Origin of the sequence: Mesorhizobium sp. M1163 (assembly GCF_040318415.1) — a bacterium.
In the GTDB taxonomy this organism is placed as follows: domain Bacteria; phylum Pseudomonadota; class Alphaproteobacteria; order Rhizobiales; family Rhizobiaceae; genus Mesorhizobium.
Map to the genome: position 1 here is coordinate 125057 of NZ_JAMYMF010000001.1, position 26881 is coordinate 151937.

The window sequence follows — 26881 nt, forward strand, 5'->3', positions numbered from 1 at the left end:
TCTGTTTCGACGAGTGTCGGCTATGGCACCAGCACCAATGCGCCTATTGTCCGCCTGGCCTCAAGGTCGCGGTGAGCATCGCCGGCGTCGGATAGGTTATAGCGCTTGGGCGGTTCGATCCTGACGACGCGCTGTCGCAGCGCGGCAAAGAAACGCTCGACGTGCGGGGCTAGTTTTTCCGGCGTGTCGGTGTAATGCGCATAGTTGGGACGCGATACGGTGATCGACTTCGATGCAAAGCGGCCGATGTCCCAATTGCCGATCGGCCCTGACGCCTGACCGAAACTGACGAGGTGACCGCGAATGCGGAGCGCCGCCAGCGAGCCGCCGAACGTATCCTGGCCGACCGCATCGTAGACCACATCGGCGCCGACGCCTCCCGTCAGCCGCATGACGGCCTCAGTGAAATTCTCACGCGAGTAGACGATGACATGATGGGCACCGAGGCGTTCGACGATGCGCGCCTTGTCGTCGCTCGACACCGTTGCAATGACCGTTGCGCCGAGATGGCGTGCCCATTGCACCAGAAGCTGGCCGATGCCGCCGGCGCCGGCATGGACGAGAACGACGGAGCCCGGCTGCACCGCATGGACATCATGCAGCAAAAAACTCGCACTGACGCCCTTGAGCAGACCCGCGGCCGCAATCTCGTCGGGAATATCGTCGGACAGGCGAACCAGCAGATCGGGCGCCACGTTGCGCCGCTCGGTATAAGCGCCGACCGGCGGGCAGGCATAGGCGATGCGGTCGCCGACCGAGAAACCGGCAATCTCCAAACCGACCGCTTCGACGACGCCGGCTGCCTCCATGCCAGGCACGCCCGGTGGTTGCAAAAGGTCGAAATAGCCGGTGCGGCAATAGACGTCGATGAAGTTGACGCCGATCACAGTATGGCGGATCCGCACCTCGTTCGGCGCCGGCGGCGGCAAGCCGATCTCCTTGAGTTGCAGCACCTCCGGACCGCCATAGCGCTCGACCACAATAGCCCTGGTTGTTGCTGACTGGCCGAACGATGTTGTTGCGGAAGAGACCGGCGAAGCGATCAGCGGCGGGGCTGACGGAGGTGCCGGCGTTGGCGCTCTTGCCTTGGCAGACAGAACCCTTCCTCGCAAAAGGCTGCGGATCGCCGCGAAGCCGGCCTGATAAATGCCTTCGGAGACGAGCTTGACCAGTTCGTCGCGGCGGTGCGTAGGTGGATGGAATTCGGAACGCCATTCCCAGAAGGTCGCGTTGCCGTCGGTCACCGGCTTCAGCTGGATCGATGCGACATAACCCATCAGCGGCAGCGGCGCTTCGAGAAGGCAATAGGCGAGCCGAAAGTCCTTGTCGGACAGCGCCAGCAGTTGTTCGCGCAACTCGCCGCCATCGGCCAGGCGGAAATGACGAACCGAACCGACCGCATCGACCGGGTCGCCACCTTCGATTTCGCTGAACGAGATCGCCGGGTGCCAGCGTTCATGGCCGTTGAAATCGCGCAGAATCGACCAGACATCATCGATCGGCGCATCGATGATGGTGCTCTGGCGGACTTGAACCATCGCGGGAATGTCAGCGCCCGAAGCGCTGCTTGAGTGCGCTCAACGCCGCCTGGAAGACGCCGGTGCCGATCTGATGCATAAGTGCTGCTTCGCGCTCAGGCGCACAGTCGAACTCCGCCTCCCATTCGGCCAGAGTGAGATTGCCGTCGGTGATCGGCGTCAGCGACAGCGTGGCGATATAATTCTCCACCGCCATCGGGCTTTCCAGGATAGCGTAACTGCACGACAGATCGTAGTCGGACAGTGCCAGCAATTTTTCGCGAATCCGCCCGCCATCCCTGAGCACAAAGTTGCGGATGCAGCCGATCTGGTCGGCCGGTGCGTTCTGTTCGACGCGGCTCTCCGCAACGAATGGCGCCCAGGCGGGAAGGCCGTTGAAGTTGCGCACGAGCTTCCAGACTTCCGCAGCCGGCGCAGGGATGACCGAGGACACATAGACCTTGGTCATGCCCCACCGCCCGCATCGAACGAGCGGCCGGTGCCGAGGCATCGCCACTCATTCGCACAGCACACCGCCCACCGGACCTGGTCAGCGGTCGCGGTCGTCATCGTCGTCCTTGCTGACCTTGCCTTTGCCTTTCTTGTCGCGGGTCAGGCTCGATATGTCCTTGGCATCGCGCAGCACGTCGGTCATGCGGCCGAGCGAGCCGCCCTCGATGCCGATCTCCTTCATCAGATTATCGATCATCGGCGCCTGGACCCGGTAGCGCAGCGCCGAATCGATCACCTCGTCGGTGACGTTGCGGTTGCCGCCCTGCCCGCCATTGATGCCGTCGACGTGCAGGATCTTGATGCCGTCGATTTTCTCCATCGGCTTGACGCTTTCGCGGATGATGCCTTCCATGTGGTCGAGCAACTTGCCGCGCAGGCGACCGGCACGAGCCTCGTTGGAGAGCAGATTGTCGGCCTCGTTGAGCTGACGATGGCCGGCGGCATCAACCTCGTAGCGCTGGGCCGCCGCAAGGGCGTGGATCTTCTCCGCCTCGGCCGCGGCAACAGCGGCGATCTTCTGCGCTTCGGCCAGGCTCTTGGCCGCCTTCATCTCGGCATCTGCGGCCGCGGTTATGCGCAAGGCCTCGCGCTCGGCCTCGCGAGCCGCACCGATCAAGTCGGTCAGCTTGCGGCGCTCGGCGATCTCGCGCTCGCGCGCCGTGAAGGCCTGCTCCTCAGCCTGGATGGCCTTGGCGCGCACCGCCTCGGATGCCGCGATAGCGGAGGAACGCTCCTGCGTCTTTTTGGCGATGTCGATGGCCTTCTGGATTTCGGCTATCTCGATCTTCTGGTCGCGCTCGACGCCGAGCTGGCGGATGTCGCGGTCCTTGATCAGCCGCGCCTCCTCGATGCCGCGCTCGGTGGTGATGCGAGCGCGCTCGACCTCTTCGCCGGCCGATATTTCGGCTTCCTCGAAAGCCTGGCGCTTGGCGATCTGCAGCGCCTCGAGGTGACGCTCGCGTGCAATCCTGACCTCGTCGATGGCACGCTCCTGCCCGATCCGCGCTGTTTCGGTCGCCTGGTTCTCGACAATTTCGGCGCGGCGCTTTTCCGCCTCGGCCCTGGTAACCTCCAATGCCTTTTCCGCCAGCGCGATCTGGCGTTCGAGCTCGGCGATTTCGAGGGCTTTCCTGCGCTCGATCTCGAGCTCGCTCTGCGTGCCTTCGCGTTCGATCCTGGCCTTTTCCAGGGCGAGCTCTAGCGCGATCTGCTCGCGCTCGGTCAGTTCGCGCATTTTCATTTCCGTCTCATCGAGGGCGCGGCGGCGCGCAATCTCGCGGCGCTGCGTGTCTTCCTCGCTCTTGATGCGCTCCTCGGTAATGTTGCGCTCCTGGTTGAGGCGCGATTTCTCGACGGCCTCGCGCGCCGACAGTTGCGCCTGCTCGGCCTCCTGGTCGCGGATCGCCCGCTCCCTGGCGAGTTCGGAGCGCTGCGAGGCGCGACGTATCTCGACCTCGCGCTCCTGCTCGAGGCGGGCGTATTCGGTGTCGCGGTCGATCTCCAGCACCTTGCGCTGGGTGTCGAGGTTCTGGTTGCGGATGTCGACCAGCGTGCGCTGCTCGATCTCGTTGCGCATCCTGCGGCGCGTCTCGATCGATTCCGTCAGTTGGGTGAGGCCTTCGGCGTCGAAGGCATTGGACGGATCGAAATATTCGAGGCTGGTCTGGTCGAGGTCGACGATGGCGACGCTTTCCAGCTCCAGCCCGTTGGCGGCGAGCGATTCCGAGGCAAGCTGCCGGACCCTGGCCGCATAGTCGCCGCGCAGCTCGTGCATCTCTTCCAGCGTCATCTGGGCGGCAACGGTGCGCATGGCACCGGCGAACTTGCCCTCCAGCAATTCGCGCAGGCTGTCGGGCTGCAGCGTGCGGCGCCCGAGCGTCTGGGCTGCGGCGGCGACCAGATCGCGGCCGGCGCCGACACGGACGAAGAACTCTGCGACCAGATCAACGCGCATGCGGTTCTTGGTGATCAGCGCAAAGGCATCCTCGCGGCGCACTTCGATGCGCAGGACGTTCATGTTGACCGGCGTGATCTCGTGCAGCACCGGAATGACGAAAGCGCCGCCGTTCACCACCACCTTCTCGCCCATGAAGCCGGTGCGCACGAATGCCGTCTCCTTGGTCGACCGGCGATAAAGCCATCGCAGTATGTAGACGGCGATCACCACGACGATCGCGGCAATGATTAGCCACAAAAGGAAAGCGCCCAAGGTCTGCGCGGCCATCTTTTCTACCCTCCCAAATAGAATGCGGTCAGCCACAGGCTACCGGCACCGATTTTACAATTGCGCGTGCTCGAAGCCATTATGCTCGCCTCTGCAGTTTCGGCGTGATCGCGCGGAACGCATTGACCGCCGCATCGACGAAGAGCGCGTCATTGATGTTCGCACCCACACGCTCGAGATGGCGCTGCGGCGTCTGGCGAACGGTCTTCTCGATCGCCTCGAACAGGGCGTGGTCGGCCTCCGGATCGTGAAACGGCTGGCCTGGTGCATCGAGCGTCGAGACACCGCCCTCCGGCAACAGGAACCGCACCGGGCCATTCATGGCATTGAGCCGCGCACCGATCCATTCGCCAAAGGCGCGGTTCTCGTCGCGGGTTGTCCGCATCAGCGTGACGTTCGGATTATGGATGACGAATTTGCGGCTTCGAAATTTCTCCGGCACGCTGTCGCGCGGGCCGAAATTGACCATGTCAAGCGCGCCGGTCGAGCCGACATAGGGCAAGCCGGTGCGGATTGCGGCGCCAAAGCGGTCTTCAGTCGCCGGAAAAACACCGCCGACGATCATGTCGGCCACTTCCGTCGTGGTCAGGTCGAGGAAGGCCGAGAGCAGCCGCGAATCGCCGAGCTTCTCCATTGCCCGCCCGCCGATGCCGGTGGCGTGGAAAACGAGACAGTCGTAGTCGGCTTCGAGCCGCCTGGTTACCGCCTGCACCGCCGGCGTCGTGACACCGAACATGGTGATGCCGACAGCCGGGCGCGCCAGCTTGCGCCTGGCTTCCCAGGCTTCGGCATTGGGCAGCTGCGCGACCATGCCCGCCATCGCATGCGCCGCATTTGACAGCACCTGTTCGGTGATCGAGTTCAGCCCCTGAACGTCGGCAACCGAATGGAACATCATGATGTCCGCGCCGCCGACATATTTGGCGACATCGCCGGCTGCCACGGTCGACACCATCAGTTTGGGGATACCGACGGGCAGCACGCGCATGCCTGCTGTTGCCAGCGTGGTGCCGCCGGAGCCGCCGGCCGAGATGACGCCGCCAATGCGCGGCTCGCGCTCGATCCAGCGCGCGAAGGCTTCCGCCATAGCGCTCACCGAGCCGCCGCGATCATTGGTGAAAACGGCCGCCGATCCCCGCATATGCATTCCGGCCACCTGCATGGCGGGAACGTCGGCGCTCGACGGTTTTCCGGAGGTGGAGAGGTCGACGGTGCGAACCGGAATGCCGAGGGACTTCAGCCGGTCGGCGACGAACCGCAACTCCTTGCCCTTGGTATCGAAAGTGCCCGCGACGAGCACTGTTCTTCCAATGCGTTCGGCGAAAGGAATTGCAAAGACCTTCTTCAAATCGTCCTGTGGCGCGGCCTTCTCGATAGCCGCTTGCCGCATGGCCGTGACCGGCACGTTCCAGCGGTTGGGCAGTTCGGTGACCGGAAGGTAGGTTCCATTCTGGGTCATCGGTTCGGAACCGGTAGCCGTCCGGTCGATGCGGTAGACTTCAGCCAACTGGTCCTTCGCCTGTGCCGCGGCTGCCGGCGTGACGGACGTCTCGTCGGCATGGCGTCCGACACCAAGCAGCCGTTGCTGCAATTCCCGGTCTGCCGCGAGCGCTGCCGCGTCCATCAGCCGATTGATGCGGCCGTTGACCATGATGGCGACCTGGTTGGAAACAGCGGTCGCCACGCCGATATTCTGCTCGATGACGAGGATCGCCATCTCACCTTCCTCGGCCAGGGTGACGAGCATCCGCTCAACCTGGTCGACAATGATCGGCGCAAGGCCTTCGGTCGGCTCGTCCATGACCAGCAGCTTCGGGTCGCTGAGCAGGGCACGCGAGATAGCAAGCATCTGCTGTTCGCCGCCGGAGAGCTGCGAGCCGCCATTGGTGCGGCGCTCGGCGAGGCGCGGAAATGTCTGGTAGATGCGTTCGACGGTCCAACTCGCATCGCGCCGATTGCCGGCAGCGAGACGGAGATGCTCATCAACGCTCAGGCTTGGCCAGACGCGCCGCCCTTGCGGCACATAACCGACGCCGAGGCGATGGATCTCGTGCGGTTCGAGCGCAGTGATCTCGCGGCCGTCGACGCGGATCGAGCCGGAGCGCGCGCGCTTCAGGCCGACGATGGTGTTGCAGAGCGTCGACTTGCCCATGCCGTTGCGGCCGACCACCGACAGCACGCCGCTTTCCAGCGCCAGCGAGACGCCCTGAAGGGCATGGCTTTCGCCGTAATAGACCTGCAGATCCTCTATTTTGAGGATCGCCTTGCCTATTTTGCCGGAAGAGGCTGGGCCAGAAGGGAGCGTTCGGCCGAGGGGAACGGGGCGCTCAGCCATGCTTGCCCCCGAGATAGATATCCTGGACCTCCGGGTCGGCCTCGATCTCTTGCGGCGTGCCTTCCTTGAACAGACGGCCGTTGTGCATCATCGACACATATTCCGAAACGCGCAGCGCGACATCCAGATCGTGCTCGATGATAATATAGCCGATATGCTTGGGCAGCGCATTGAGGATCGCCACCAAGTCGCGGCGCTCGGTCGGCGACAGGCCGGCCGCCGGCTCGTCGAACAGGATGAAGCGTGGCGCGCCGGCCAGCGCCAGCGCGATCTCCAACTGCCGCTGCTGGCCATGGCTGAGTGTCGCCACCAGCAGGTCGCGATAGGCCTCGAGATGCACGGCATTGAGGATCGATTCCGCCTGCACCATGTTGACGTCGGTGGCCTTTGGGCGGAGCAGCGAGAACCGTCGGCGTGAGACGCCGCGGCAAGCGAGAAAGATCGAGTCGAGAACCGACAAGCCTTTGAACAGCTGCGAGATCTGGTAGGTCCGCCGCAAGCCCCGCCGGATGCGTTCATGCGGCGGCAAGTCGGTGATGTCCTCACCGAAGAAGCGGATGCGGCCAGCCGTCGGCAGGAAATCGCCGGTCACTGCATTGAACAGCGTGGTCTTGCCGGCGCCGTTAGAGCCGAGAACCGCGCGCCGCTCGCCAGCCGCGATCCTCATATCAATGCCGGAGAGCGCCACCAAAGCGCCGAAATGCCGCGCAACGCCATCGAGTTCCAGCGCAAAGGCGCCGGAGCCTTGGAGACGGTTCGCGGCAAGAGTTTCGGTCACGGGCGGATATACTCGCAAGCCACGCGGTTACGGGCAGCTCGGATTGTCGCGGCTGACAGCCCCAAGCTTGGTGAACTCGTCTTCGGGAATGCCCAGCGTCTGGTTGACCTGCGACACGACTTTGACGAGCTTGTTCAAAAGATTGCCGTCCGGCCCCTCGGTCACCTCGGTCAGGTAGATGTCGGCAATCGCGTTGCGGTTCTTGTCCAGTGACACCTTGCCGGTCGGCGTGTCGAAAGACAGTTTCGAGAGTGCGTCACGCAGTTTGGCGCCGCCATCGGCGACATCGCCGCCGACCTGTTCGAGACCGAGCAATGTCGCCTTCATGTTGACGTAATAGCCGTGGGCGAAGAGCGACGGCGAGGGAAAGGCACCTGGCTGCTTCTTGTAGGCTTCGACGAAAGTTTTCCAACTAGGCGTGTCGTTGGTGTCGGCGGTTGGTCCGGCGGAAGGCGTGCCGACCAGCACGTCGCGCAGCTTGCCCTTCGAGGTCAGCACCGTCTGGTCGACGGTGATCGAGCCACCAATCAAGGGGGCCGCGCCGCCGCCCTGCTGATACTGGGTCAGGAAGTTCACGGCGTCGGCGCCGCCAAGCGCGACGTAGATTGCATCGACGTCATCGGGAATGGCCGCGATAACCGACGAAAAATCCTTGTTGCCGATCGGCACCCAGGATTTGGACGGCACCTTGCCGCCTGCCTTGCAGAACTCGGCCATGAAGCCGAAGACCTGCGTATACGGGAAAGAATAGTCCTCGGCGACCGTAGCGACCCGCTTGTAGCCTTTGTCGTTGAAGGCATAGGTGCCGAGACCCGCCATCCACTGCGCGCCGTCGGTCGAGAAGCGGAAGAAATTTTCCGCCGGGTTGCGCAGCGTCGTGTCCTGCGCCGCCGAGGTGCCATTGATGAAGGTCACGGTCGGCTGGGTCTTGGCATAGTCCTTGACGGCGAGGCCCTCATCGCCCGAAAGCGGGCCGACCAACACCTTGACACCATCCTGCTCGACCAGCTTGCGGGCAGCGCGCACGGCGCTATCAGGTGAAGCGTCGGACGAGCCTTTGACGATTTCGATCTTCTTGCCGGCAACCATGCCGCTGACCTCGTCGAGCGCCGTCTTCGCGCCACGCTCGCCGTCTTCGCCGAGCACCGTGAACGGTCCCTCGAAAGTGGCGAGCAGGCCGATCTTGATCGTGTCGTCGGCGGCTAGCGCCAGAGACGGAGCTGTCAGCCCGGTGGCAAGCGCCAGCGCAAGCAGTGTGCGTCGATGTATTCTCATTTTTTCCTCCCTTTGATTGATTGATGCAGTTCATTCCGCTCCGGCGTCACGGACCGGAACGCAAGGACTCCTGAGCTAGCTGCGGTCTGATCCTCCCCCACAACCCAAGGATTCCATCCGGCGAGATGAAGACGATCACCAGGAACACCAGCCCGATCAGCGTGTTGAAACGCTCGGCTCCGACAAGGTCGATGGCAAAGGTCTGCATCAGGACAACGACGAGCGCGCCGAGAAAAGGCCCGATCGGGTGGCGCAAACCGCCGATGACGGCGATGATCAGCACGTCGATGGCTGCATCGACGCCGATCGTGCCGGGTGAAACGCGCCCATTGAACCAGACCAAAAGCACGCCTGCGACACCGGCAATGATTCCAGCCAGGAACCATGCGAAGACCTTGTGTGCGGTGACGTGATAGCCGAGCGCGCGCATGCGACGCGGATTGTCGCGGATTGCCTGCACGGTCATGCCGAAGGTCGAGCGGGCGCCGTAGAGTATCCCCGCGTAGGACAGCACCGCCGAACCCAGGCAGAGATAATAGAAGGCCTTCGGGTCGCGCCAGTTGACGCCCCAGAACACCGGCGCGCGAATGCCGGCATAGCCGGAATGGCCGTTGAAGATCGCGTAGTTTTGCTGGGCGAAATAGAAGGTCGCGGTGGCGATCGCCAACGTGATCATGATGGTATAGATGCCTTCGGTGCGCACCGAGATCCAGCCGATCAGCGCCGATGCCACCGCAGCTGCCAAAATGGCGAAGGGTGCTGCGATCCACCACGGCCAGCCGAGGCCGAGCACGTTCGAATTGTTCTCGCCGAGGATGGCGATGGCATAGGCGGCGATGCCGGCGACAGTGATCTGGGCAAGGCTGACCATGCCGCCATAGCCGGCCAGCATCATCAGCGACAGTGCGAGCATGCCGAAGATCAGCGAATAACCGCCGATCTGCGTCAGGAAGAAATCGGATGCCACCAGCGGGTAGAGAACCAATGCTACGGCAAGGATGATGTGACCGGCGCCGAGCTTCTCCAGCCAGTTCTGTCGAGGCGCGGCGCCTACGGCGACGGTCAGGCTCATCGCGCTTTCCCCATGATGCCTTGCGGCCGCACCGACAGCACTACCACCATGATGACGAAGGTGAGCACGATGCCGTAGGTCGGGAAATAGACGAGGCCGATCTGTTCGGCGAGGCCGATCAGCAGCGCGCCGATTGCAGCACCGGTAATCGAACCCATGCCGCCGACGATGACGACGACGAGCGAGGCCAGGAGATAGCGGACGTCCTCGCCGGGCGCAACCGACAATGCCGAGCCGCCGACGACGCCGGCAAAGCCGGCAAGCCCGGCGCCGACGGCAAAGACGATAGCAAAGACCGCGTGTACGTTGACGCCCGAGGCCGACAGCATGGCGCGGTCGTCGACGCCGGCGCGGACCATCATGCCGACGCGCGTCTTGTGCAGCATCAGCCAAAGGCCGATGCCGATAACGATCGCAGCCGCCAGCACGACGACGCGATAAAGCGGGTAGGTGAGAAACACCGAGACGCCGTTAGACCGCACGGCCGTGACCACCGGTAAGGTCAGTGCACCGTCGAGCCATTCCGGCACCGGGATCTGATAGGTGCCGCCGGCCCAGACCGCCAGCATCAGGTCGGCGGCGACGATCGAGATACCGATGCTGACCAGGGTCTGGCGAAGGTCGTCGCCTTCCAGTCGCCGGAAGACGAAGATCTGCATGACGACGCCGACAAGGGCCAGAACGATGAAGCCCGCGGCGACACCCAGCAGCCAGTAGCCGGTGCGGTTCGCCACCTCATAGCCGATATAGGCGCCAAGCAGATAGAGCGAGCCATGCGCCAGGTTGACGTTGCGCATCAGGCCGAAGATCAGGGTAAAGCCGCTGGCGACCAGGAAATAAAGGCCAGCCAGGGTGATGCCGTTGAGGATGGCGCTGACGAATGCCTTCTTGGAAATCAGGATGGCGTTCAGCCAGTCCGGCCAGACGGCAAAGACCAGCCATGCAATGACGGCAGCTGCGAGGAGCCAGAAAAGACCCCACGCCTGTCTGCGCGTCATGCCGCCGCCAGAAATCTCGAGCCCCGAAGTCTTAGGCCGCGAAATGTCGGGCGAAGATGGCCGGTCCAGAATGCTCATGCGGTCAGCCGGCGGCGCTGCTCATTCAAGCGCGGCGCCTTGTGGAACTTGCCGTCCTTCATGATGGCGAGGATGCGGTTCTTGTCCTGCAGGATGCGCACGTCCGATATCGGGTCGCCGTCGATCAACAGCAGATCGGCGAGATAACCTTCCTTGATCATGCCGAGCTCGTCGCCCATCCCCATGATCTGTCCGCCATATTTGGTCCCGGCCTGGATTGCCTCCATCGGCGAGAAGCCAAGCATCTCGACGAAGGTCTGGATGTCCTTGGCGTTGGTGCCTTGCGGCGTCCAGGCAAAACCGTAGTCGCCACCGATGCAGACGCGGATGCCGCGTCGATGCATCTTCTTCATCGTCTCGATGCACATTTCGAGCTCACGCTCATATTCGAGCGAAAGCGGCGAACCAGGCTTGATGCCCCATTGCTCGGCATGGCGCGCGGTGTTGATCAGCCAGGCGATGCCGGGGGCCACGAAATGCTTGTCCTTGGCCGCCTCGAGCATGTCCAGAGCTTCCTCGTCGGCAAAGGAAGCGTGGTAGATGTTCTGGATGCCATGACGGACGCACTGCTTGACCGAGCCGGATGAGCGCGCATGTGCCGACAGCACCTTGTTGCGGCAGCGCGCCTCGGAGGCGGCCATGGCGACCTCTTCCTCCGACATTGGCGTTTCTTCGGCGCCCATGCCGGTGATGCTTTCGCCTGACAGATTGAGCTTGATGGAATCGACACCGTATTTGATCAGCTGGCGCACCGTGCGGCGGATTTCCTCGGGACCGGAGACGACGATGCCGAGATTGAGGCCTTCATGCGGAATGTGCGAAGGCGCGGAATCGCCGAGGCCGCCGACCGTCGTGATCTCGGGGCCGGCGGCGAGGTAACGCGGCCCGGGAAAACGCCCCTGATTGATGAATTTCTTGCACACCACGTCGAGCCGCGGCTTGGCGGCTGCGGCGCCGCGGCCGGCAGTGAAGCCGGCGTCGAGTACCAGCTTGGCCATCTCCATGGTGACCAGCATGTGCTCTTCCACCTCCATCATCTGGATCGGGTCGATGCCGGGCGCGTTGTTCCAGGAGAGATGCAGATGCGCGTCGATCATGCCCGGCATCAGCGTCGCGCCCATGCCGTCGATCGTTGTGACACCGCCTGACAAGCCGCTGTAGGAGGACGACACAGCCGGCGAGCCGAAACGCGACGAGCCCTTGGTGATCTGCTTGATACGGTTGCCCTGAACCAGCACTTCGCCGGTGTAGGGGTATTCGCCGGTCGCATCGAGCACGCGCACATTGGTAAAGAGCGTGCTGCCCGGACCGTTTCCGTTCCAGCCGTCGTCTGCCATCAGAAAACCTCCCAAACTGTCGGGCGCACTGTTTTTACGCCCGAATTCCGATCCTCACCTATCAACGCGTCTCAAAAAATCGGCGAGCCTTTGGCTGCTTTCGCGGGGGCACTCCACCGTGGCCCAATGTCCGCACCGATCGAGAGACAAGAATATCGCTCCCTTTATCCTGTCGGCAAGCGCCTGGCCGACGCTCATCGGATTGACCGTATCGGCGTCGCCGGTAACCAAAAGGGTCGGCGCTGAAATCCGGCGCGTATCCACAGCCGTCGCCTTGGCCAGAGCTTCGCAGCTGCGGGCATAGGCTTCCGGGTCCTGCCTGGTGATGGATTCGCGCACGAAGGCGACGGCGGCCAGCGAGGTTTCCCTGGTATGTGCCGACAGCGCATTGGTGACGATCTGGTCGGCGATGTCGGCGATACCGCCCGATCGCGCCAATCGCGCCCGGTTGGCAAGGCCTTGCCGCGTCGCCTCGGCCGGCTCGGCGAGAGCACCGAACAAAACCAGCGACCTGACCAGCGACGGCTGCATCGCTGCGACCAACTGACAGACGATCGTGCCCATGGAGTGGCCGACGAAATGCGCCCGGGTGACGCCCATGCCCGCCATGGCGCGGATGACGGCGTCGCTCATTAGCTCGATCGTCAATGGATCGAGCGGCCGCGGCGAGCGGCCGGATCCAGGCAGGTCGAGGCGGATGACCCGGTAGGCCGAGAGCGCCTCCAGCTGCGGCTGGAAAATGTTCGAGGTTCCGCCGAGACCGTGGATCATCACCACCGGCTCGCCCTCGCCGGCGACTTCCGCGACAATCGGACCGACGGTGACAGTTGTCATTGCACCCGCTCCACGATCCGGTTCTCCAGCGTCCCGATGCCGTCGATCTCGACCCGCACAATGTCGCCGGCTTTGAGATATTTCGGCGGATCAAAGCCGATGCCGACACCGACCGGCGTGCCGGTGGCGATGATGTCGCCCGGCTTCAAGGTGATGCCTTGCGAAAGCGTCGATATGATCGTCGGAATATCGAAGATGAGCAGCGATATTTTGGAATTCTGGCGGAGGTCGTCATTGACGAAACAACGTACCGAAGCGTTTTCCAGGTCGAGCTCATCCTTGGTGATCGCCCATGGCCCCATCGGGCAAAACGTATCCTGCGACTTACCGATTAGCCATTGGCTATATTTTCCCTGCAGGTCGCGGGCAGTGACGTCGTTGACAATCGTATAACCCCAGACGTGATCGTAAGCCTCGGCTTTCGAAATGCCGCGTCCGCCCTTGCCGATAATGACCGCCAGTTCCGCCTCATAATCGATCGCAATCGATATGGAAGGGTCGATCAGCACGTTCGAATGTGTTGCAACGACCGATTCGGGGACCTTCGAGAAAATGATCGGATGTTGCGGAATGGCGCCGGCACCGGCGCTCGAATCGAAGCCGCTGCGGGCAAACTCGTGGGCGTGTTCATAATAATTCTTGCCGACGCAAAAGATGTTGCGGGCAGGCAAAGGTATCGGCGCCTCGAGCTCGACCTGCGCCAGCGGAACCGGCGACAGCGTGCGCGGCATCCCGGCGCCGTTGCGCCGCAACAGCGCCAGCACGCCAGACAGCGCCTGGTCAACAGGGATATCGAAGGGGGCGACCGACTGATTGTCGACATCGACAACGCCGACGCGACGTTCGCCTGCAATCGAAAACGTCGCGACCTTCATTCGTTCCTCCCTGAACCTTTTATGAGCCAATATAAGCTCTTTCGTTACACGCTATCGCCGATTGGTTTAGGCTGCAAGAGGGTTTTCGTCACTTGTCGCGGTAAATCGGGCCTTGACCTCATCAGGTACTGGACCGGCAGGGCGCCGGCTGATAGTATTGGTTCAACATTGGATCAGATTAAAAGCTCTCAACAAATGCCCAAGCTCGTCGCCAACGACATCGCCACTGTGCTGAAAAAACGGATTTCGGCCGGCGAGTGGCTTCAGGACGGGCGGATGCCGCCCGAGCGCGACCTTGCGGCCGAGTTCGGCGTGGCGCGCAATACGGTGCGTCGTGCCGTCGGCTTCCTGGAGGAGGACGGAACGGTTGTCCGGCATGTCGGGCGCGGCACTTTTCTGACTGCGACCAATCCCAATTCCATCGCGGCGACGGTCACGCGGATGGAAGGCACCAGCCCCGCCGACATGATGGAGATCAGGCAGTTGCTGGAGCCAGCGGCGGCGGCCTTCGCCGCCACAAATGCCAGCATGGCGGAACTAAACGCGGTTCGCGAAGCGCATCAGACCGCATGCGCTGCCGAGGACATGCCGGACTTCGAGCATTGGGACGCCGAGTTCCATCACTGCGTCTTCGCCTGCTGCCGCAATGACTTCCTGAAAGAGATTCACAATCTCATGCGCACGATCCGCAACCAATCGCCGTGGTTCGAAATGAAAAAGCGCTCATTCTCGGAGGAGCGCAGGCGCGTTTATTGCGACGAGCATCAGACAATATTGGACGCATTGCTGCGCCGCGACCCGGAAAGCGCCAACCAGGCGATGCTCGCCCATCTCAAGACAGTCGAGCGCAACCTTCTGGGCCGCTAATAGACGCGCGGCTCAAGGAGAGCGGGTGAGATGCGTCCAACGACTAAGCCTTCAGTACCGAGACGGCCAGTTCGCTGTTGTGGACGTATTCGTTGGCGTCAGGCTGCTTCTGCACGAGCAGGATGAACAGCAGGTCGGTGAGCGTCAGTTGTGCGTCGCGCGCGGTTATCGACGAAGAGCGCGCGCGCTCTTCATCGGCGATCGTGTGGAGGCGAATGTCGGCAACGCGGCTCAGCGGATTGTCGCGAAGTCCAGTGACGGCGATCACGGTGGTGCCACGTTTGCGAGCCAGTTCGGCTATCCGCAGGGTTTCGATGCTCGCCCCGGAATAGGAGAGCGCGAACAGCACGTCGCCTCGTCCAAGCGTCGAGACATTGGCCATTTGCACATGGCTGTCGCTGTCGTGCAGCACGTTGCGGCCGAGCTTCATCAGCTTGTAGGAGAAATCGCGCGCCACGAGCGAGGATGCGCCGACGCCGGCCAGATGAATGCGGCGCGCCCCGTTCAACGCTTCGAGGGCTTTGCCGATTTCCTGCTCGGTGTTGGTTGCGACGGTCTGTTGCATCGACAAGAGCTTGCTGCCGATCAGCTTGCGCAAGATGACCAGATAGCTGTCGCCGACCTCGATCGAACCGTGGATCATGCCGGCCGGCACGTGCCATTCCTGCGACTTGGCCTCGCTGACGGCGAGCTTGAGCTCCTGATAGCTGGCATAGCCGAGCTTCTGGCTGAACTTGACGACGCTCGACTGACTGTGGCCGATTTCGGCGGCGAGCGCCGCCGTCGACAGGCGCAGCATCTGGTCGGGATTGTCGACGATGTACCGCCCGATCTCGCGATCGCCGGGCGCCATGATCTCGAGCTTGGCCTCGATCTTCTTCAGGACGGACATGCGTTCCCCTGTTGCCGGTCATCGACAATGCCAAGCCAAGGAATAAATTATTCCGTTCCTGATTGACAGCCAAGAATGATCTATCAAATCTCGACCCGTGCGGTTTCGGCCTAGTCTTTCGCCCACACCAACGATTCGGACATGCACGGGAATTCGGACATGAAAGATCGCCTGCAAGCGCGTAGACTCGCCGACACCTTGGATTAGGTCAGAGCCATGGATAGATTGCGGATCGTCGGCGGGCACAGGCTTGAGGGCGCGGTGACGATTTCCGGCGCCAAGAACGCGGCCTTGCCGCAAATAGCGGCAGCTTTGCTCAGCCCCCACCCGCTGCAGCTGACCAACCTGCCTGAGGTGACCGATGTCGACAACATGCTTGGCGTCGTCGGGCTTCATGGGGCTGAAGTCACCAGATCGGCGCATGCCGCCACAATCGATGCCGGTGCTGCCGTCTCTAGGGAGACAAGCTACGACACAGTCAGGCGCATGCGCGCGACGGTGCTGGTTCTCGGTCCGCTGCTTGCCCGCTTCGGCCATGCCCGGGTCTCGCTGCCTGGCGGATGCGCGATCGGCGCACGGCCGGTCGACATGCATGTCGCCGCGCTTGCAGCACTTGGCGCCGACATTGCCATCGAAAACGGGCTGATCGTCGCGTCTGCGCCGGGCGGACTGAAAGGCGCGCGCATCGTTTTGAGCTCGCCGTCGGTCGGCGCGACCGAAACTGCGATGATGGCGGCGACGACTGCACACGGCGAGACCGAGATCCTCAACGCGGCCCGCGAGCCGGAGGTGGCCGATCTTGCCGCCTGCCTGAACGCCATGGGCGCGCGGATCGAGGGCGCCGGCACGCACCGCATCCTGATCGCGGGCAGCACAGACTGGCGCGCCGCCACGCACGACATCATCCCGGACCGGATAGAGGCCGGCACCTATGCCGTCGCAGCGGCTATCACCGGCGGTCAGCTCGAGCTGACCCACGCGCGGCTCGAGCACATGGCATCCGTCGTCCAGCTGCTCGAAGCAGCCGGTGTGAAAATATGGCCGGGCGACCGCGGGCTGATCGTGTCGAGAGACGGGCCACTCGAGGCGGTCGACGTGACGACGGAGCCCTATCCGGGCTTTCCGACCGATCTTCAGGCGCAGTTCATGGCGTTAATGTGCTGTGCCGAGGGCGCTTCGCTGTTGCGCGAGACGATCTTCGAGAACCGTTTCATGCATGTGCCCGAACTGATGCGGCTCGGCGCCAATATCAAGCTGCAAGGCACCATGGCGCTGGTGCGCGGAGGCGAGAAGCTGAAGGGCGCGCAAGTGATGGCGACCGACCTGCGCGCCTCCGTCTCGCTGGTGCTGGCGGCGCTGGTGTCCGAAGGCGAGACAACGATCAACCGGGTGTACCACCTCGACCGTGGCTATGAGCAGCTGGACCGCAAGCTCCGCCTGTGTGGCGCCCAGATCGAGCGGATAAGTGGATGAGTGCCGGCGCGGTGTCTCCGCATTATTTCCTGGGCGTCGATGGCGGCGGAACCGGCTGCCGGGCGCGTATCGAAGACGAGGCAGGAACTGTGCTCGGGCAAGGCCTGTCGGGCCCGGCGACAACGCGGCTCGGTATAGAGGCGGCCTGGGCCTCGATTGCCAAAGCCTTTGGCGCGGCGATCGAAGAGGCAGGGTTCGCGGCGGTGGAAATCGCCAGGATCCGCGCCGGCATCGGTCTTGCCGGCATCGGCCGCAAGGGTGCGCTCGAGGCGTTTCGTGGCATCGAACATCGCTTTGCGAGCATCGACTTCGTCAGCGACGGCGTCGCGGCTTGCCTTGGCGCTCATTCGGGTCAAGACGGCGCCATCGTCATAGCCGGGACCGGTTCGATCGGGCTCGGCTTTGTCGAAGGGCGCGACCTGCGCGTCGGCGGCTACGGTTTTCCGATTTCCGACGAGGGCAGCGGCGCCGATCTCGGACTAAAGGCAGTGCAGCTTGCCTTGCGTGCCCATGACGGCCGGCATGAGCGGACGGCGCTGCTGACCGAGGTGATGCAGCGCTTCAGGGACGATCCGTTCGAGGCGGTGGCCTGGATGGACCGCGCCAGCGCGACCGACTATGCCGCCTTGGCGCCGATGGTGATCCGCCACGCCGACCAGGGCGATCCTGCCGGACGGCGCATCGTGCAAGGTGCTGCCGAGCAGGTCGACACGTTCGTGCGGGTGCTGTTCGAAAAGGGCGCGCCGCGGGTTACGCTGCTCGGCGGTCTGTCCAGCCCGCTAGAGCCATGGCTCGCTCCCGACGTCCGCCGACGTCTGAAGCCGGCCGATGGCGATGCGGTTTCGGGAGCCATAATCCTGGCTAGGAAATCCCTGTGTCAGCGATAGTGCTCCTGCCTGAAGGAATATTATATTCCTAGAATCCGTTGACACGAGGAATATCGAATTCAAAAAAGTTAACCAAGCAGAAGCAAGTTGCCGGTCGCCGGCTGCGGGCACTGGACGTCGGCTGGCACCGCATCACATTCCTGCTCACAGCAGATTGAAAGCAAGCAAGTGGTCGAACACGGGTTGATGTCGGAGCTGGAGCGATTGGTTTCCGAGGACCGGAATCCGAAGACGATGGACATCGATCTGTTGCCGACCCTCGAGGTGCTGCGCAAGATCAATGACGAGGACAAAGGCGTTGCGGCAGCCGTCGAGAAGGTCATCCCCGACATTGCTGCCGCCGTGAACCGGATCGTGAGCGCGTTCCAGAAAGGTGCACGCCTTGTCTATATGGGCGCGGGCACGAGCGGCCGGCTTGGCGTCCTCGACGCCTCGGAATGTCCGCCGACCTTCGGCGTGCCCGAGGACATGGTGATGGGCCTGATCGCCGGCGGCGTCGACGCGCTGGTGCACTCCGCGGAAGGCGCGGAGGACGATCCGAAGCAGGGAATAAAGGCGCTGCAGGACATCAAGCTGACCGCCGGCGACGTGGTGGTCGGCATCGCTGTCAGCGGACGCACACCCTATGTCATCGGCGGCTTGACCTATGCCAAGCAGGTGGGAGCCACCACCGTGGCGCTGTCCTGCAATCCGCGATCGACCATTGCCGGAATTGCCGATATTGCCATCTCTCCGGTGGTTGGACCGGAGGTCCTCACCGGCTCGACCCGACTGAAATCGGGAACCGCGCAAAAGCTGGTGCTCAACATGCTGTCGACCGCCAGCATGATCCGCATCGGCAAGAGCTATCAGAACCTGATGGTTGACCTCAATCCAAGCAACAAGAAGCTGATCGCCAGGGCGGTCAGGATCGTGATGCAGACGACCGGCTGCGCGGCGCAGCAGGCACGACAGGCACTCGACCAGACCGGCAATGACGTAAAACTGGCAATCCTGGTGACGATCACCGGCATGGGCGTCGAAGAAGCACGTACGGCGCTTGCCAATGCGGGAGGTTTCCTGCGCAAGGCGATAGGCGAAAAGACGGTGTAAGACCGCATGGATGCTGGGCCGATGTTCCGGGGCGTGTGTCCCTTTGAAGCGGTCCGGGGAACTGCAAGGCATCAGGTTTAACAATAATGGGAGACGACAATGGTACGGCACATTGGCAAGAAACTGCTTTCCGGGATGACGCTTGCGGCAATGCTGGCCATTGCCGCGGCACCGGTGCAGGCGAGTGCGGCGACGCTGCACATGGCCTGGTCGCAGGACGCCACCGGTCTTGATCCGCACAAGCAGACGGCATTCTCCTCGCTGCGGTTGCTGGAGCTGATCTATGAACCGCTGGTACGGCTCGACGCCAATCTGCAGATCACGCCCGCGATTGCCGACTCCTGGCAGTTCTCGGCGGACGGCAAGGAGCTGAGCTTCAGGCTCAATCCGAAAGCAAAATTCCAGAACGGCGCCGCCGTGACCTCGGCCGACGTCAAGGCATCCTTCGAGCGCATACTCGACGAGAAGACCGGTGCGGCCGCCCGCGCCAACTTTCTTTCGATCGCCAGCATCGACACACCCGATCCAGCCACCGTTGTGTTCCATCTCTCGCAGCCGGATGTGCCGATCCTGACGGCGATGAGCGACGTCAATGCGGCGATCGTCCCGGCAAGCGAAATCAAGGCCGGCTCGATCGGCACGACGACGGTCGGCTCGGGTCCCTTCAAGCTCGAAAAGTGGGATCCGAATTCCAAGGAAGTGCTTGTCGTCAACAAGGATTGGGCGGGCGGCGCGACTGGTGTCGACGGCATCGAGATCAGCGTGCTGCCGGACGAGACGGCGATCCTGGCGGCGATGCGCACCAAGCAGATCGATTTTGCCCTGCTCAACGATCCGCTTGTCGCCACGCTGGTGCCCAAGGAGGCCAGCCTGCAGTTGAACCGCGTGCCGGTGCTTGCCTATCACGTGCTGCAGCTCAATCCTTCCCGCAAGCCGATGACCGAACTCAAGGTGCGCCAGGCGATCTCCTGCGCCATCGACCGGCAGGAAGTGCTGGACACCGCCTCGCTCGGCGAAGGCAAGGTCACCGGCCCGCTGACCATCCCGGCCCTGGCGACCGATCCGAACCAGTTGTTCTGCTATAAGCGCGACATTGACAAGGCCAAGCAGTTGATGGCCGAGGCCGGCTATGCCGACGGCTTTTCGGCGACCGTGATCGGCGCCACCGGCGAGCCGCCGACGGCAGCGGCGGAAGCCCAGGTGATCCAGTCGCAGCTCGCAGAAATCGGCGTCAAGCTCGACATCAAAATGATGGAGCTCAACGTCTATGTCGATGCATGGCTGAAGGGCGATTTCGACATGGCCGTCGCGCTGAACGGCGGCAGGGCCGATCCCTACACTATGTATAATCGCTACTGGACCAAGACCGGCAATCTGCAGAAGGTGGCGAACTATATCGACGATACGCTGGACAGCCTGATGCAGAAGGGCCGCACCGAGACCGACCCGGCGGCGCGCAAAGCGATCTTCGCCGACTTCGAGAACCACATCACTGAGATGTCGCCCTGGATCTGGCTCTACACGTCCTACAGCTACACCGCCCAGCAGAAGAATATCGCAGGATTCGAACCAGTGCCGACAGGTTCGCTGTTCAGCCTCGCCAAGGTGACGATCCAGTAGCTGCTTCGATGCCGGACGAGAGGATATTATTCGCGTGAACTATCTGATGCGGCGACTGGCGACCTTCCCTCTCGTCCTGCTTGGCGTGTCCATCGTGGTGTTCCTGGCGATCCGGATGGTTCCGGGCGATTCGATCACGGCAATGCTGGGAACCGAAGCCGGCCTGCTGACGCCTCCTCAGCGCGACGCGCTTGCGGCCTATTTCGGCATCGACCAGCCCTGGTTCATCCAGTACTGGCGCTGGCTGCTTGGTCTTTTCCAAGGCAATCTCGGCATTTCGTCCACCTATGGCAGGCCGGTGCTCGGCGTCATCCTCGAACGCTTCCCGCTGACGCTGGAGCTAGCGCTGCTGTCGATGATCATCGCCCTTGTCGTCGGCATGCCGGCCGGGATCTTTGCCGCCACCCACAATGAGAAGCTTTCCGATCTCGGCGTGCGCGTTGTCGCAATGATCGGACAATCGACGCCGAACTTCGTCCTTGCACTGCTGATCATCTACACGCTGTCGGCGGGGTTTGGCGTTTTGCCGGCGATGGGCGAGTTTTCGCCGCTGTGGCGGGATCCGCTGCGCAATCTCAGCCAGCTGTTGCTGCCGGCCGTCACGCTCGGTTTCGCCTTCGCGGCGTCGGTCACCCGTATATCGCGTTCGGCGATGCTCGACGTGCTGAGCGACGATTACGTCAGGACCGCGCGTAGCAAGGGCGTCTCGGCGCGCGGCGTCATCTGGCGGCATGCTTTGCCCAATGCGCTCATCCCGGTCGTGACGCTGAGCGGCATAGAGTTCGGCTATCTCCTGGGCGGGGCAGTCATCGTCGAGCAGATCTACGCGCTGCCCGGTCTCGGCCGCATGGTGCTGGACGCCATCCTGCAGCGCGACTATGCGCTGGTGCAGGGAAGCGTGCTGTTTATCGCCTTCAACTTCATGATCGTCAATCTCCTCGTCGACCTCGCCTATGTCGCGCTCGACCCGCGTATTCGGCTAAGCGAACACTGATGGCGACATTGCGGGCCATACTTGCGCACACCAGCGGCCGCATCGGCGGTGCCATCGTTGCGCTTTATCTGCTGCTTGCCGTACTTGGCATGCTGGGGCTGACGCCGGACAATCCGCTGACGCAGCACCGGGTCGAGCGGCTGCATGCGCCTGACAGCACTTACTGGATGGGCACGGACCTGTTCGGCCGCGATGTCGCAAGCCGGCTGATGACCGGGATCGGCCAGTCCTTCCTCGTGGCCTTCTTTTCGGTCGCCTTCGCGACACTGGCCGGCACCGTGCTCGGGCTGGCGGCAGCCTGGTTCGGACGCCGCTGGGACGGCCTGGTGATGCGCATCATGGATGTGCTGCTGGCATTCCCGGCGATCCTGCTGGCGCTGCTGATCGTCGCGGTTGCGGGACCCGGAACCTGGACCAGTGTCGTCGCCATTGCCATCGTCTACACGCCGATCTTCACGCGCGTGGTGCGCGGCCCGGCTCTGTCGCTCAAGGCGCGTGAGTTCGTCGACGCGGCCCGCACGTTCGGCAGCAGCTCGAGCTACATCGTGACACGGCATCTGCTGCTCAATCTGGTCGCGCCGCTGACGGTTCAGGTGACGCTGGCGCTGGCATGGGCACTGCTCACCGAAGCCGGCTTAAGCTTCCTCGGGCTCGGCACGCAGCCGCCCGCCGCGTCGCTCGGCCTGATGCTGAGCGACAGCCGCAATCTGATGGAGACGGCTCCCTGGTTGATGATCTTCCCGGGGCTGGCGATCATGATCAGCATCCTCGGTTTCAACCTGCTCGGCGATGCGTTGCGCGATGTGCTCGACCCGAAGACGCGGAGATCGATCGCATGATCCCGCTGCTGTCCGTCAGCGGTTTGCGCGTCGGCTTCGGCCGAAAGCCGTCAGCCAATGAGGTCGTGCGCGGCGTCAGCTTCGATCTCGCTGACGGCGAAACGCTGGCCATCGTCGGCGAAAGCGGCTCGGGCAAATCGGTGACGGCGCTCTCGATCAATCGCCTTGTCGATTATGGCGGCGGCCGCATCACCGCGGGCTCGATCAAGCTGAAGCGGGCCGACGGCAGCATGTTCGACCTGACCGCCGCGGCCGAGCCGCAGCTGACGAAAATCCGCGGCGGCGAAATCGGCATGATCTTCCAGGAGCCGATGACCTCGCTCAATCCGGTGCTGACCATCGGTAGGCAGATCGAGGAGTCGTTTCGCCTGCATCGCGGCCTGACCGGCCGGCAAGCGACGGCGGCGGCCAAGGACGCGCTCGACCATGTGCGCATTCCCGACGCAGCACGGCGGCTGAAATACACGCCCAACCAGCTTTCGGGCGGCATGCTGCAGCGGGTGATGATCGCCATGGCGCTCGCCTGCAACCCGCGCCTGCTCATTGCCGACGAGCCAACGACGGCGCTGGATGTTACGGTGCAGGCGCAGATCATGGCGTTGCTCGCCGAGTTGAAGCAGGAAACCGGGATGTCGATGATCTTCATCACCCACGATATCGGCTTGGTTGCAGGTATCGCCGACAAGGTGATGGTGATGCAAAGCGGAGAAGCTGTCGAGCAAGGCGCGCTGAACCAGATATTGGACGATCCGCAGCATCCCTATACGCGGCATCTGCTTCATGCGGTGCCGCATTTCGCCGGCGGCAGTGCGACACGCAAAGACATGCAACGCGAAAAGCAAAAAGCTACCGAGCCGGCGCTGAAGGTCGATGGCCTCGTGGTGCGATTTCCCGTCAAGGGTGGCTTTTTCAGCCGCGCCAGCGGTGCCGTGCATGCGGTGGACGGTGTGGATTTCGACTTGATGCCGGGCGAAACATTGGCCGTCGTCGGCGAGAGCGGTTCCGGAAAATCCACCGCCGCCCGTGCGATTCTGGGGCTGGTGCGCTCGACGCGCGGCACAATCTTGGCCAGCACGCGCAAGGCCGCCGCCGGGCAGAGCGCCCTTCCCGTGCAGATGGTGTTCCAGAATCCCTATGGCTCGCTTAATCCCAGGCTCGCCATCGAAAGCATTCTTGCGGAACCGGTGATCGCCACGGGCGGGCGGATAGCTGCTGAGACGCGAGCGAAAATGGCCGCGCTGCTGAACCGCGTCGGCCTGCCGGAAAACAGCCTGCAGCGTTATCCGCACGAATTCTCCGGCGGCCAACGCCAACGGCTGTGCATTGCCCGTGCGCTGATGCTCAATCCCTCCGTTGTCGTCCTCGACGAAGCGGTTTCGGCGCTCGACGTATCGGTGCAGGCCAGAGTGCTGGAGCTTTTGATCGAGCTGCAGAGTGAATTCGGGCTGGCCTATCTGTTCATCTCGCATGACATGGCTGTGGTCGAGCGGATCGCCCATCGCATCGCGGTCATCTATGCCGGCCAGATCGTCGAGATCGGCGATGCCAGATTGGTGCTCTCGGAGCCGAAGCACTCCTATACCAAACAGCTTATCGCGGCCGTTCCCACCATAGACCGGCGGCATGAACGTTTCGAGCTGGACACGCGCCAGGTTCCCTCGCTCGTGCGTCCGCTGGGATTTGAGCCGGGCCCGGCCAAATGGCAGCAGTTCGGGCCGGATCATAGAGTACGGGTGGAAGTGTGATGATTGTCGCCCAGACGGATGCAAGGCCAGAGGGAGTGGGACGGATCGCTGCTTTTCAGACGGAGGCCGCAATTGATCGACCATGATCTTTTCGACCGGGCGTTTGCCCCACTCGAAGCGGCGGTGGCTGCGTCGCGCATTCCCGGCGGGGTGCTCGGCATGGTCGACCTGGACGGCCAACGCGTCGTCCGGGCAATCGGCTCGGCCCAGCGGGTGCCGAAGGTGCGGCCGATGCATGCCGAAACCTGGTTCGATCTGGCATCCCTGACAAAAATCATCTTCAGCACGCCGCGTATATTGGCACTGGCGGAAGAAGGCGTCATCGACCTCGACGCGCCGCTGATTTCGGTCCTGCCCGACCTTCGCCAATATGACGAAAAAGCCTGGGAGCGGACGGTGACGTTTCGCCAGTGTCTCGGCCATCAGACACCGTTTCCCGCCGTCGCGCCGATCTACACCTATGGGCGTGACCCCGAGCTGTTGCGCGCCTTTGTCTTGCAGCGCGAGTGGCAGGTCGGGGAGCCGGTCTATTCCGATATCAACTTCATTCTGCTCGGCTTCGTCCTGGAGCGCCTGTCCGGCAAGACCATTCGCGACATGGATCCCGGTCCGGGCTTCGCGTTCTCCGCCGAACCGGGTCAAGCGGCGGCCACAGAAGATTGCACATGGCGCCATCGCGTGCTGTCAGGCGAGGTCCACGACGACAATTGCTCGGCATTGCAAGGGGCCGGTCACGCCGGGCTGTTCGGAACGGCAGCTTCGGTCCTCGACTTTGCGCGAGGGCTGCTGGACGGGACCGGCGCGTCGCAGCGTTCGATAGCGCTGATGCGCACGCCCTTGTCGGCAACCCGCACCCATGGCTGGGAGCGACCCTACGAAGGCTGGTCCGGCGGCCGGCTGTGCAGCCCCGAAACCATCGGGCATACCGGCTTCACCGGCACCGGGCTTTGGGTCGACTTCGACAAAAGCAGAGCGTGGACCTTGCTCACCAACCGGATCCATCCGACACGTCATTTCAACAGCGGGATCGCAGCGCTTCGCCAAGCGGTCGGCGATCTCGTCAACGGAGCCTGACAATCATGAAAAATGGCGAACCAATGTGGGCCGTCGGCTTGATGACCGGCACCGTGCTGGACGGCAATATCGACGTCGCGCTGATCAAGACCGACGGCGAGCGGATCGCGGATTTCGGCACCTACACGCTGGCCCCCTACCCGCAGTCGATCCGGACCTTGCTGGAAGAGACGCTTAGGCAGGCAAGGAACTGGAATTTCACCGGGCCGGAACCGGCAATCTTCCACGAGGCAGAGGAGGCGCTGACGCGCGCCCAGTCTGCGGCGGTCAAGGATCTTGTCGAAAGCCACGGCCTGACCATGGCCGACATCGGCGTCGTCGGCTTTCATGGCCAGACCGTGCTGCACCGTGCCCCGCAAGTAGGCCGACTGGGCCAGAGTCGCCAGCTCGGCGATGGCGAGCTGATGCATGCCATCCTGGGCACCAAGGTCGCCTATGACTTCCGCTCGGCCGACATGCGCGCCGGCGGCCAGGGCGCGCCGCTGTCGGCGGCCTATCACGCCGCGCTGCTGCGCGAAGCCGACGCCAGCGGCGACACGGCGGTGCTCAATCTCGGCGGCGTCGCCAACATCACCTGGTGGGACGGCAAGGACAATGTCATCGCTTTCGATACCGGACCCGCCAACGCGCCGCTGAACGACTTCATCAAGTCGAAGGGGCTTGGCGAAATGGACCGCGACGGCGCGCTGGCTCGCGTCGGGACGGTCGATGAGGCACGGTTGGCCAAGCTCCTGCAGCACCCGTACTTGACCAAGCCATACCCGAAATCGCTGGACCGTTTCGATTTCGGCGCCTCGATGGCGGACGGGATGAATGCCGAGGATGGCGCTGCCCTGCTGACGGCCTTCACCGCGGCCGCGGTCGGCAAGGCGCTCGATCTTCTGCCGCGCCGGCCGAAGCGGCTGGTGGTCAGCGGTGGCGGTCGCCACAACCCAACGATCATGGCCATGCTTGCCAGCCGCGCCGGCGTCGAAGCCGTGCCGGCGGAGGCGCTTGGCTGGAAGGGCGACGCGGTGGAGGCGGAGTGTTTTGCCTTCCTGGCTGTGCGCGTGCTTAGGGGCTTGCCGATCAGCTTCCCCAGCACGACCGGCGTGCCACAGCCGATGTGCGGCGGACGCCTTGCCGGCTAGTTAAGCCACCAATTTCTTCTGCAGGAAGATACGGCTTCGGCCAATGGGAAAGTCGGCGAGCGCACCGAACGGTCGATAACCTTGGCGCTCATAGGCCTTGGCGGCCTTGGGATTGAACGTGTCGATCCAGGCGCCGTGACAGCCGCGCGCCATCGCCTCCCTCTCGGCTGCCTCGAGCATCCGGCCGGCCATGCGCTGGCCGCGCAGCTTTTCATCGACCCAGAGCCATTGCACATAGAGCCAGCCCCAGGCGGTGTATCCCGAGATGCCGGCGACAATCGCGCAATGCTCATCGCGCACGAACACGGCCAATGTCTTCCTGCCGGAGGCGCCGACATCGCTGTCGTTGAACGCCGCAAGCCGCTCTCCAAGAAAAGCCAGCTCGTGCGGCAAGGGATTGGCGGTTGTCTCAAGCGTTGTATTGTCCATCCA

General features: G+C 63.2%; 23 protein-coding genes. 10 read left to right on the top strand and 13 right to left on the bottom strand.

What is annotated here, in order from left to right; genetic code table 11:
• Positions 1-20: 20 nt before the first annotated feature.
• The 11 genes from NKH43_RS00545 to NKH43_RS00595 form a co-directional block, all read right to left on the bottom strand.
• Complete coding sequence (locus tag NKH43_RS00545; RefSeq protein ID WP_352856084.1) at positions 21-1538, bottom strand: zinc-binding dehydrogenase; 1518 nt, start codon at positions 1536-1538, stop codon at positions 21-23.
• A gap of 10 nt (positions 1539-1548) precedes the next feature.
• Positions 1549-1986, bottom strand: coding sequence for an SRPBCC family protein (locus NKH43_RS00550; protein ID WP_023716711.1), 438 nt, complete (start codon positions 1984-1986; stop codon positions 1549-1551).
• An 81-nt stretch (positions 1987-2067) separates the two neighbouring features.
• Positions 2068-4254, bottom strand: a complete 2187-nt coding sequence (locus NKH43_RS00555) for a flotillin family protein (protein WP_352856087.1) — start codon at positions 4252-4254, stop codon at positions 2068-2070.
• A gap of 79 nt (positions 4255-4333) precedes the next feature.
• Positions 4334-6589 (bottom strand): ABC transporter permease, encoded by a 2256-nt coding sequence (locus NKH43_RS00560; RefSeq protein WP_352856089.1) that lies wholly within the window; start codon positions 6587-6589, stop codon positions 4334-4336.
• Complete coding sequence (locus tag NKH43_RS00565; protein WP_352856091.1) at positions 6582-7367, bottom strand: ABC transporter ATP-binding protein; 786 nt, start codon at positions 7365-7367, stop codon at positions 6582-6584. Before NKH43_RS00565 ends, NKH43_RS00560 begins: the two co-directional genes overlap by 8 nt.
• Positions 7368-7394: 27 nt before the next feature.
• On the bottom strand, positions 7395-8642 hold the full coding sequence (locus NKH43_RS00570; RefSeq protein ID WP_352856094.1) for an ABC transporter substrate-binding protein: 1248 nt from the start codon (positions 8640-8642) through the stop codon (positions 7395-7397).
• 46 nt (positions 8643-8688) lie between these two features.
• On the bottom strand, positions 8689-9714 hold the full coding sequence (locus tag NKH43_RS00575) for a branched-chain amino acid ABC transporter permease (protein WP_352638996.1): 1026 nt from the start codon (positions 9712-9714) through the stop codon (positions 8689-8691).
• Positions 9711-10712: a branched-chain amino acid ABC transporter permease gene (locus NKH43_RS00580; protein WP_023716705.1), complete on the bottom strand. Its 1002-nt coding sequence runs from the start codon at positions 10710-10712 to the stop codon at positions 9711-9713. The genes NKH43_RS00575 and NKH43_RS00580 overlap by 4 nt, the downstream gene beginning before the upstream one ends.
• A gap of 74 nt (positions 10713-10786) precedes the next feature.
• Complete coding sequence (locus NKH43_RS00585; RefSeq protein ID WP_352493952.1) at positions 10787-12127, bottom strand: metal-dependent hydrolase family protein; 1341 nt, start codon at positions 12125-12127, stop codon at positions 10787-10789.
• 54 nt (positions 12128-12181) lie between these two features.
• A complete protein-coding gene (locus tag NKH43_RS00590) occupies positions 12182-12961 on the bottom strand; it encodes an alpha/beta fold hydrolase (protein WP_352856098.1) in 780 nt (259 codons plus the stop codon).
• Complete coding sequence (locus tag NKH43_RS00595) at positions 12958-13836, bottom strand: fumarylacetoacetate hydrolase family protein (RefSeq protein ID WP_023716702.1); 879 nt, start codon at positions 13834-13836, stop codon at positions 12958-12960. The genes NKH43_RS00590 and NKH43_RS00595 overlap by 4 nt, the downstream gene beginning before the upstream one ends.
• Before the next feature lie 195 nt (positions 13837-14031).
• Here NKH43_RS00595 and NKH43_RS00600 point away from each other — a divergent pair, with 195 nt between their 5' ends.
• Entirely contained in the window at positions 14032-14703 is a 672-nt protein-coding gene (locus NKH43_RS00600; protein WP_352856101.1) for a FadR/GntR family transcriptional regulator, read from the top strand.
• Positions 14704-14746: 43 nt separating this feature from the next.
• Here NKH43_RS00600 and NKH43_RS00605 read toward each other — a convergent pair whose 3' ends face one another.
• Positions 14747-15595 (bottom strand): MurR/RpiR family transcriptional regulator, encoded by an 849-nt coding sequence (locus tag NKH43_RS00605; protein WP_352856104.1) that lies wholly within the window; start codon positions 15593-15595, stop codon positions 14747-14749.
• Positions 15596-15811: 216 nt separating this feature from the next.
• Here NKH43_RS00605 and murA point away from each other — a divergent pair, with 216 nt between their 5' ends.
• The 9 genes from murA to NKH43_RS00650 all read left to right on the top strand — a co-directional run bounded on the left by murA (position 15812) and on the right by NKH43_RS00650 (position 26449).
• Positions 15812-17068, top strand: a complete 1257-nt coding sequence (gene murA / locus NKH43_RS00610) for a UDP-N-acetylglucosamine 1-carboxyvinyltransferase (RefSeq protein ID WP_352856107.1) — start codon at positions 15812-15814, stop codon at positions 17066-17068.
• Entirely contained in the window at positions 17065-17955 is an 891-nt protein-coding gene (locus NKH43_RS00615) for a glucosamine kinase nucleotide-binding domain-containing protein (protein WP_352789794.1), read from the top strand. The genes murA and NKH43_RS00615 overlap by 4 nt, the downstream gene beginning before the upstream one ends.
• Before the next feature lie 186 nt (positions 17956-18141).
• Positions 18142-19047, top strand: a complete 906-nt coding sequence (murQ, locus tag NKH43_RS00620; protein WP_502906444.1) for an N-acetylmuramic acid 6-phosphate etherase — start codon at positions 18142-18144, stop codon at positions 19045-19047.
• 99 nt (positions 19048-19146) lie between these two features.
• Positions 19147-20667 carry an ABC transporter substrate-binding protein gene (locus NKH43_RS00625; protein ID WP_352856114.1) on the top strand — a complete coding sequence of 507 codons (1521 nt, stop codon included), beginning with the start codon at positions 19147-19149 and terminating at the stop codon, positions 20665-20667.
• Positions 20668-20701: 34 nt separating this feature from the next.
• On the top strand, positions 20702-21661 hold the full coding sequence (locus tag NKH43_RS00630) for an ABC transporter permease (RefSeq protein ID WP_352789786.1): 960 nt from the start codon (positions 20702-20704) through the stop codon (positions 21659-21661).
• Entirely contained in the window at positions 21661-22500 is an 840-nt protein-coding gene (locus tag NKH43_RS00635; RefSeq protein WP_352856116.1) for an ABC transporter permease, read from the top strand. Before NKH43_RS00630 ends, NKH43_RS00635 begins: the two co-directional genes overlap by 1 nt.
• On the top strand, positions 22497-24245 hold the full coding sequence (locus tag NKH43_RS00640) for an ABC transporter ATP-binding protein (protein WP_352856118.1): 1749 nt from the start codon (positions 22497-22499) through the stop codon (positions 24243-24245). Before NKH43_RS00635 ends, NKH43_RS00640 begins: the two co-directional genes overlap by 4 nt.
• Before the next feature lie 72 nt (positions 24246-24317).
• Complete coding sequence (locus tag NKH43_RS00645; protein WP_352590312.1) at positions 24318-25319, top strand: serine hydrolase domain-containing protein; 1002 nt, start codon at positions 24318-24320, stop codon at positions 25317-25319.
• 5 nt (positions 25320-25324) lie between these two features.
• Positions 25325-26449, top strand: coding sequence for an anhydro-N-acetylmuramic acid kinase (locus NKH43_RS00650; protein WP_352547484.1), 1125 nt, complete (start codon positions 25325-25327; stop codon positions 26447-26449).
• Here the strand turns inward: NKH43_RS00650 and NKH43_RS00655 are convergent, their stop codons facing one another.
• Positions 26450-26878 (bottom strand): GNAT family N-acetyltransferase, encoded by a 429-nt coding sequence (locus tag NKH43_RS00655; protein ID WP_352856120.1) that lies wholly within the window; start codon positions 26876-26878, stop codon positions 26450-26452.
• Positions 26879-26881 lie beyond the last annotated feature (3 nt).

Coding starts and splice junctions, on each gene's coding strand:
- NKH43_RS00545 (WP_352856084.1), bottom strand. CDS start 1,538: ATGGTTCAAGTCCGCCAGAGCACCATCATCGATGCGCCGATCGATGAT.
- NKH43_RS00550 (WP_023716711.1), bottom strand. CDS start 1,986: ATGACCAAGGTCTATGTGTCCTCGGTCATCCCTGCGCCGGCTGCGGAA.
- NKH43_RS00555 (WP_352856087.1), bottom strand. CDS start 4,254: ATGGCCGCGCAGACCTTGGGCGCTTTCCTTTTGTGGCTAATCATTGCC.
- NKH43_RS00560 (WP_352856089.1), bottom strand. CDS start 6,589: ATGGCTGAGCGCCCCGTTCCCCTCGGCCGAACGCTCCCTTCTGGCCCA.
- NKH43_RS00570 (WP_352856094.1), bottom strand. CDS start 8,642: ATGAGAATACATCGACGCACACTGCTTGCGCTGGCGCTTGCCACCGGG.
- NKH43_RS00575 (WP_352638996.1), bottom strand. CDS start 9,714: ATGAGCCTGACCGTCGCCGTAGGCGCCGCGCCTCGACAGAACTGGCTG.
- NKH43_RS00580 (WP_023716705.1), bottom strand. CDS start 10,712: ATGACGCGCAGACAGGCGTGGGGTCTTTTCTGGCTCCTCGCAGCTGCC.
- NKH43_RS00585 (WP_352493952.1), bottom strand. CDS start 12,127: ATGGCAGACGACGGCTGGAACGGAAACGGTCCGGGCAGCACGCTCTTT.
- NKH43_RS00590 (WP_352856098.1), bottom strand. CDS start 12,961: ATGACAACTGTCACCGTCGGTCCGATTGTCGCGGAAGTCGCCGGCGAG.
- NKH43_RS00595 (WP_023716702.1), bottom strand. CDS start 13,836: ATGAAGGTCGCGACGTTTTCGATTGCAGGCGAACGTCGCGTCGGCGTT.
- NKH43_RS00600 (WP_352856101.1), top strand. CDS start 14,032: ATGCCCAAGCTCGTCGCCAACGACATCGCCACTGTGCTGAAAAAACGG.
- NKH43_RS00605 (WP_352856104.1), bottom strand. CDS start 15,595: ATGTCCGTCCTGAAGAAGATCGAGGCCAAGCTCGAGATCATGGCGCCC.
- murA (WP_352856107.1), top strand. CDS start 15,812: ATGGATAGATTGCGGATCGTCGGCGGGCACAGGCTTGAGGGCGCGGTG.
- NKH43_RS00615 (WP_352789794.1), top strand. CDS start 17,065: ATGAGTGCCGGCGCGGTGTCTCCGCATTATTTCCTGGGCGTCGATGGC.
- murQ (WP_502906444.1), top strand. CDS start 18,142: ATGTCGGAGCTGGAGCGATTGGTTTCCGAGGACCGGAATCCGAAGACG.
- NKH43_RS00625 (WP_352856114.1), top strand. CDS start 19,147: ATGGTACGGCACATTGGCAAGAAACTGCTTTCCGGGATGACGCTTGCG.
- NKH43_RS00635 (WP_352856116.1), top strand. CDS start 21,661: ATGGCGACATTGCGGGCCATACTTGCGCACACCAGCGGCCGCATCGGC.
- NKH43_RS00640 (WP_352856118.1), top strand. CDS start 22,497: ATGATCCCGCTGCTGTCCGTCAGCGGTTTGCGCGTCGGCTTCGGCCGA.
- NKH43_RS00650 (WP_352547484.1), top strand. CDS start 25,325: ATGAAAAATGGCGAACCAATGTGGGCCGTCGGCTTGATGACCGGCACC.
- NKH43_RS00655 (WP_352856120.1), bottom strand. CDS start 26,878: ATGGACAATACAACGCTTGAGACAACCGCCAATCCCTTGCCGCACGAG.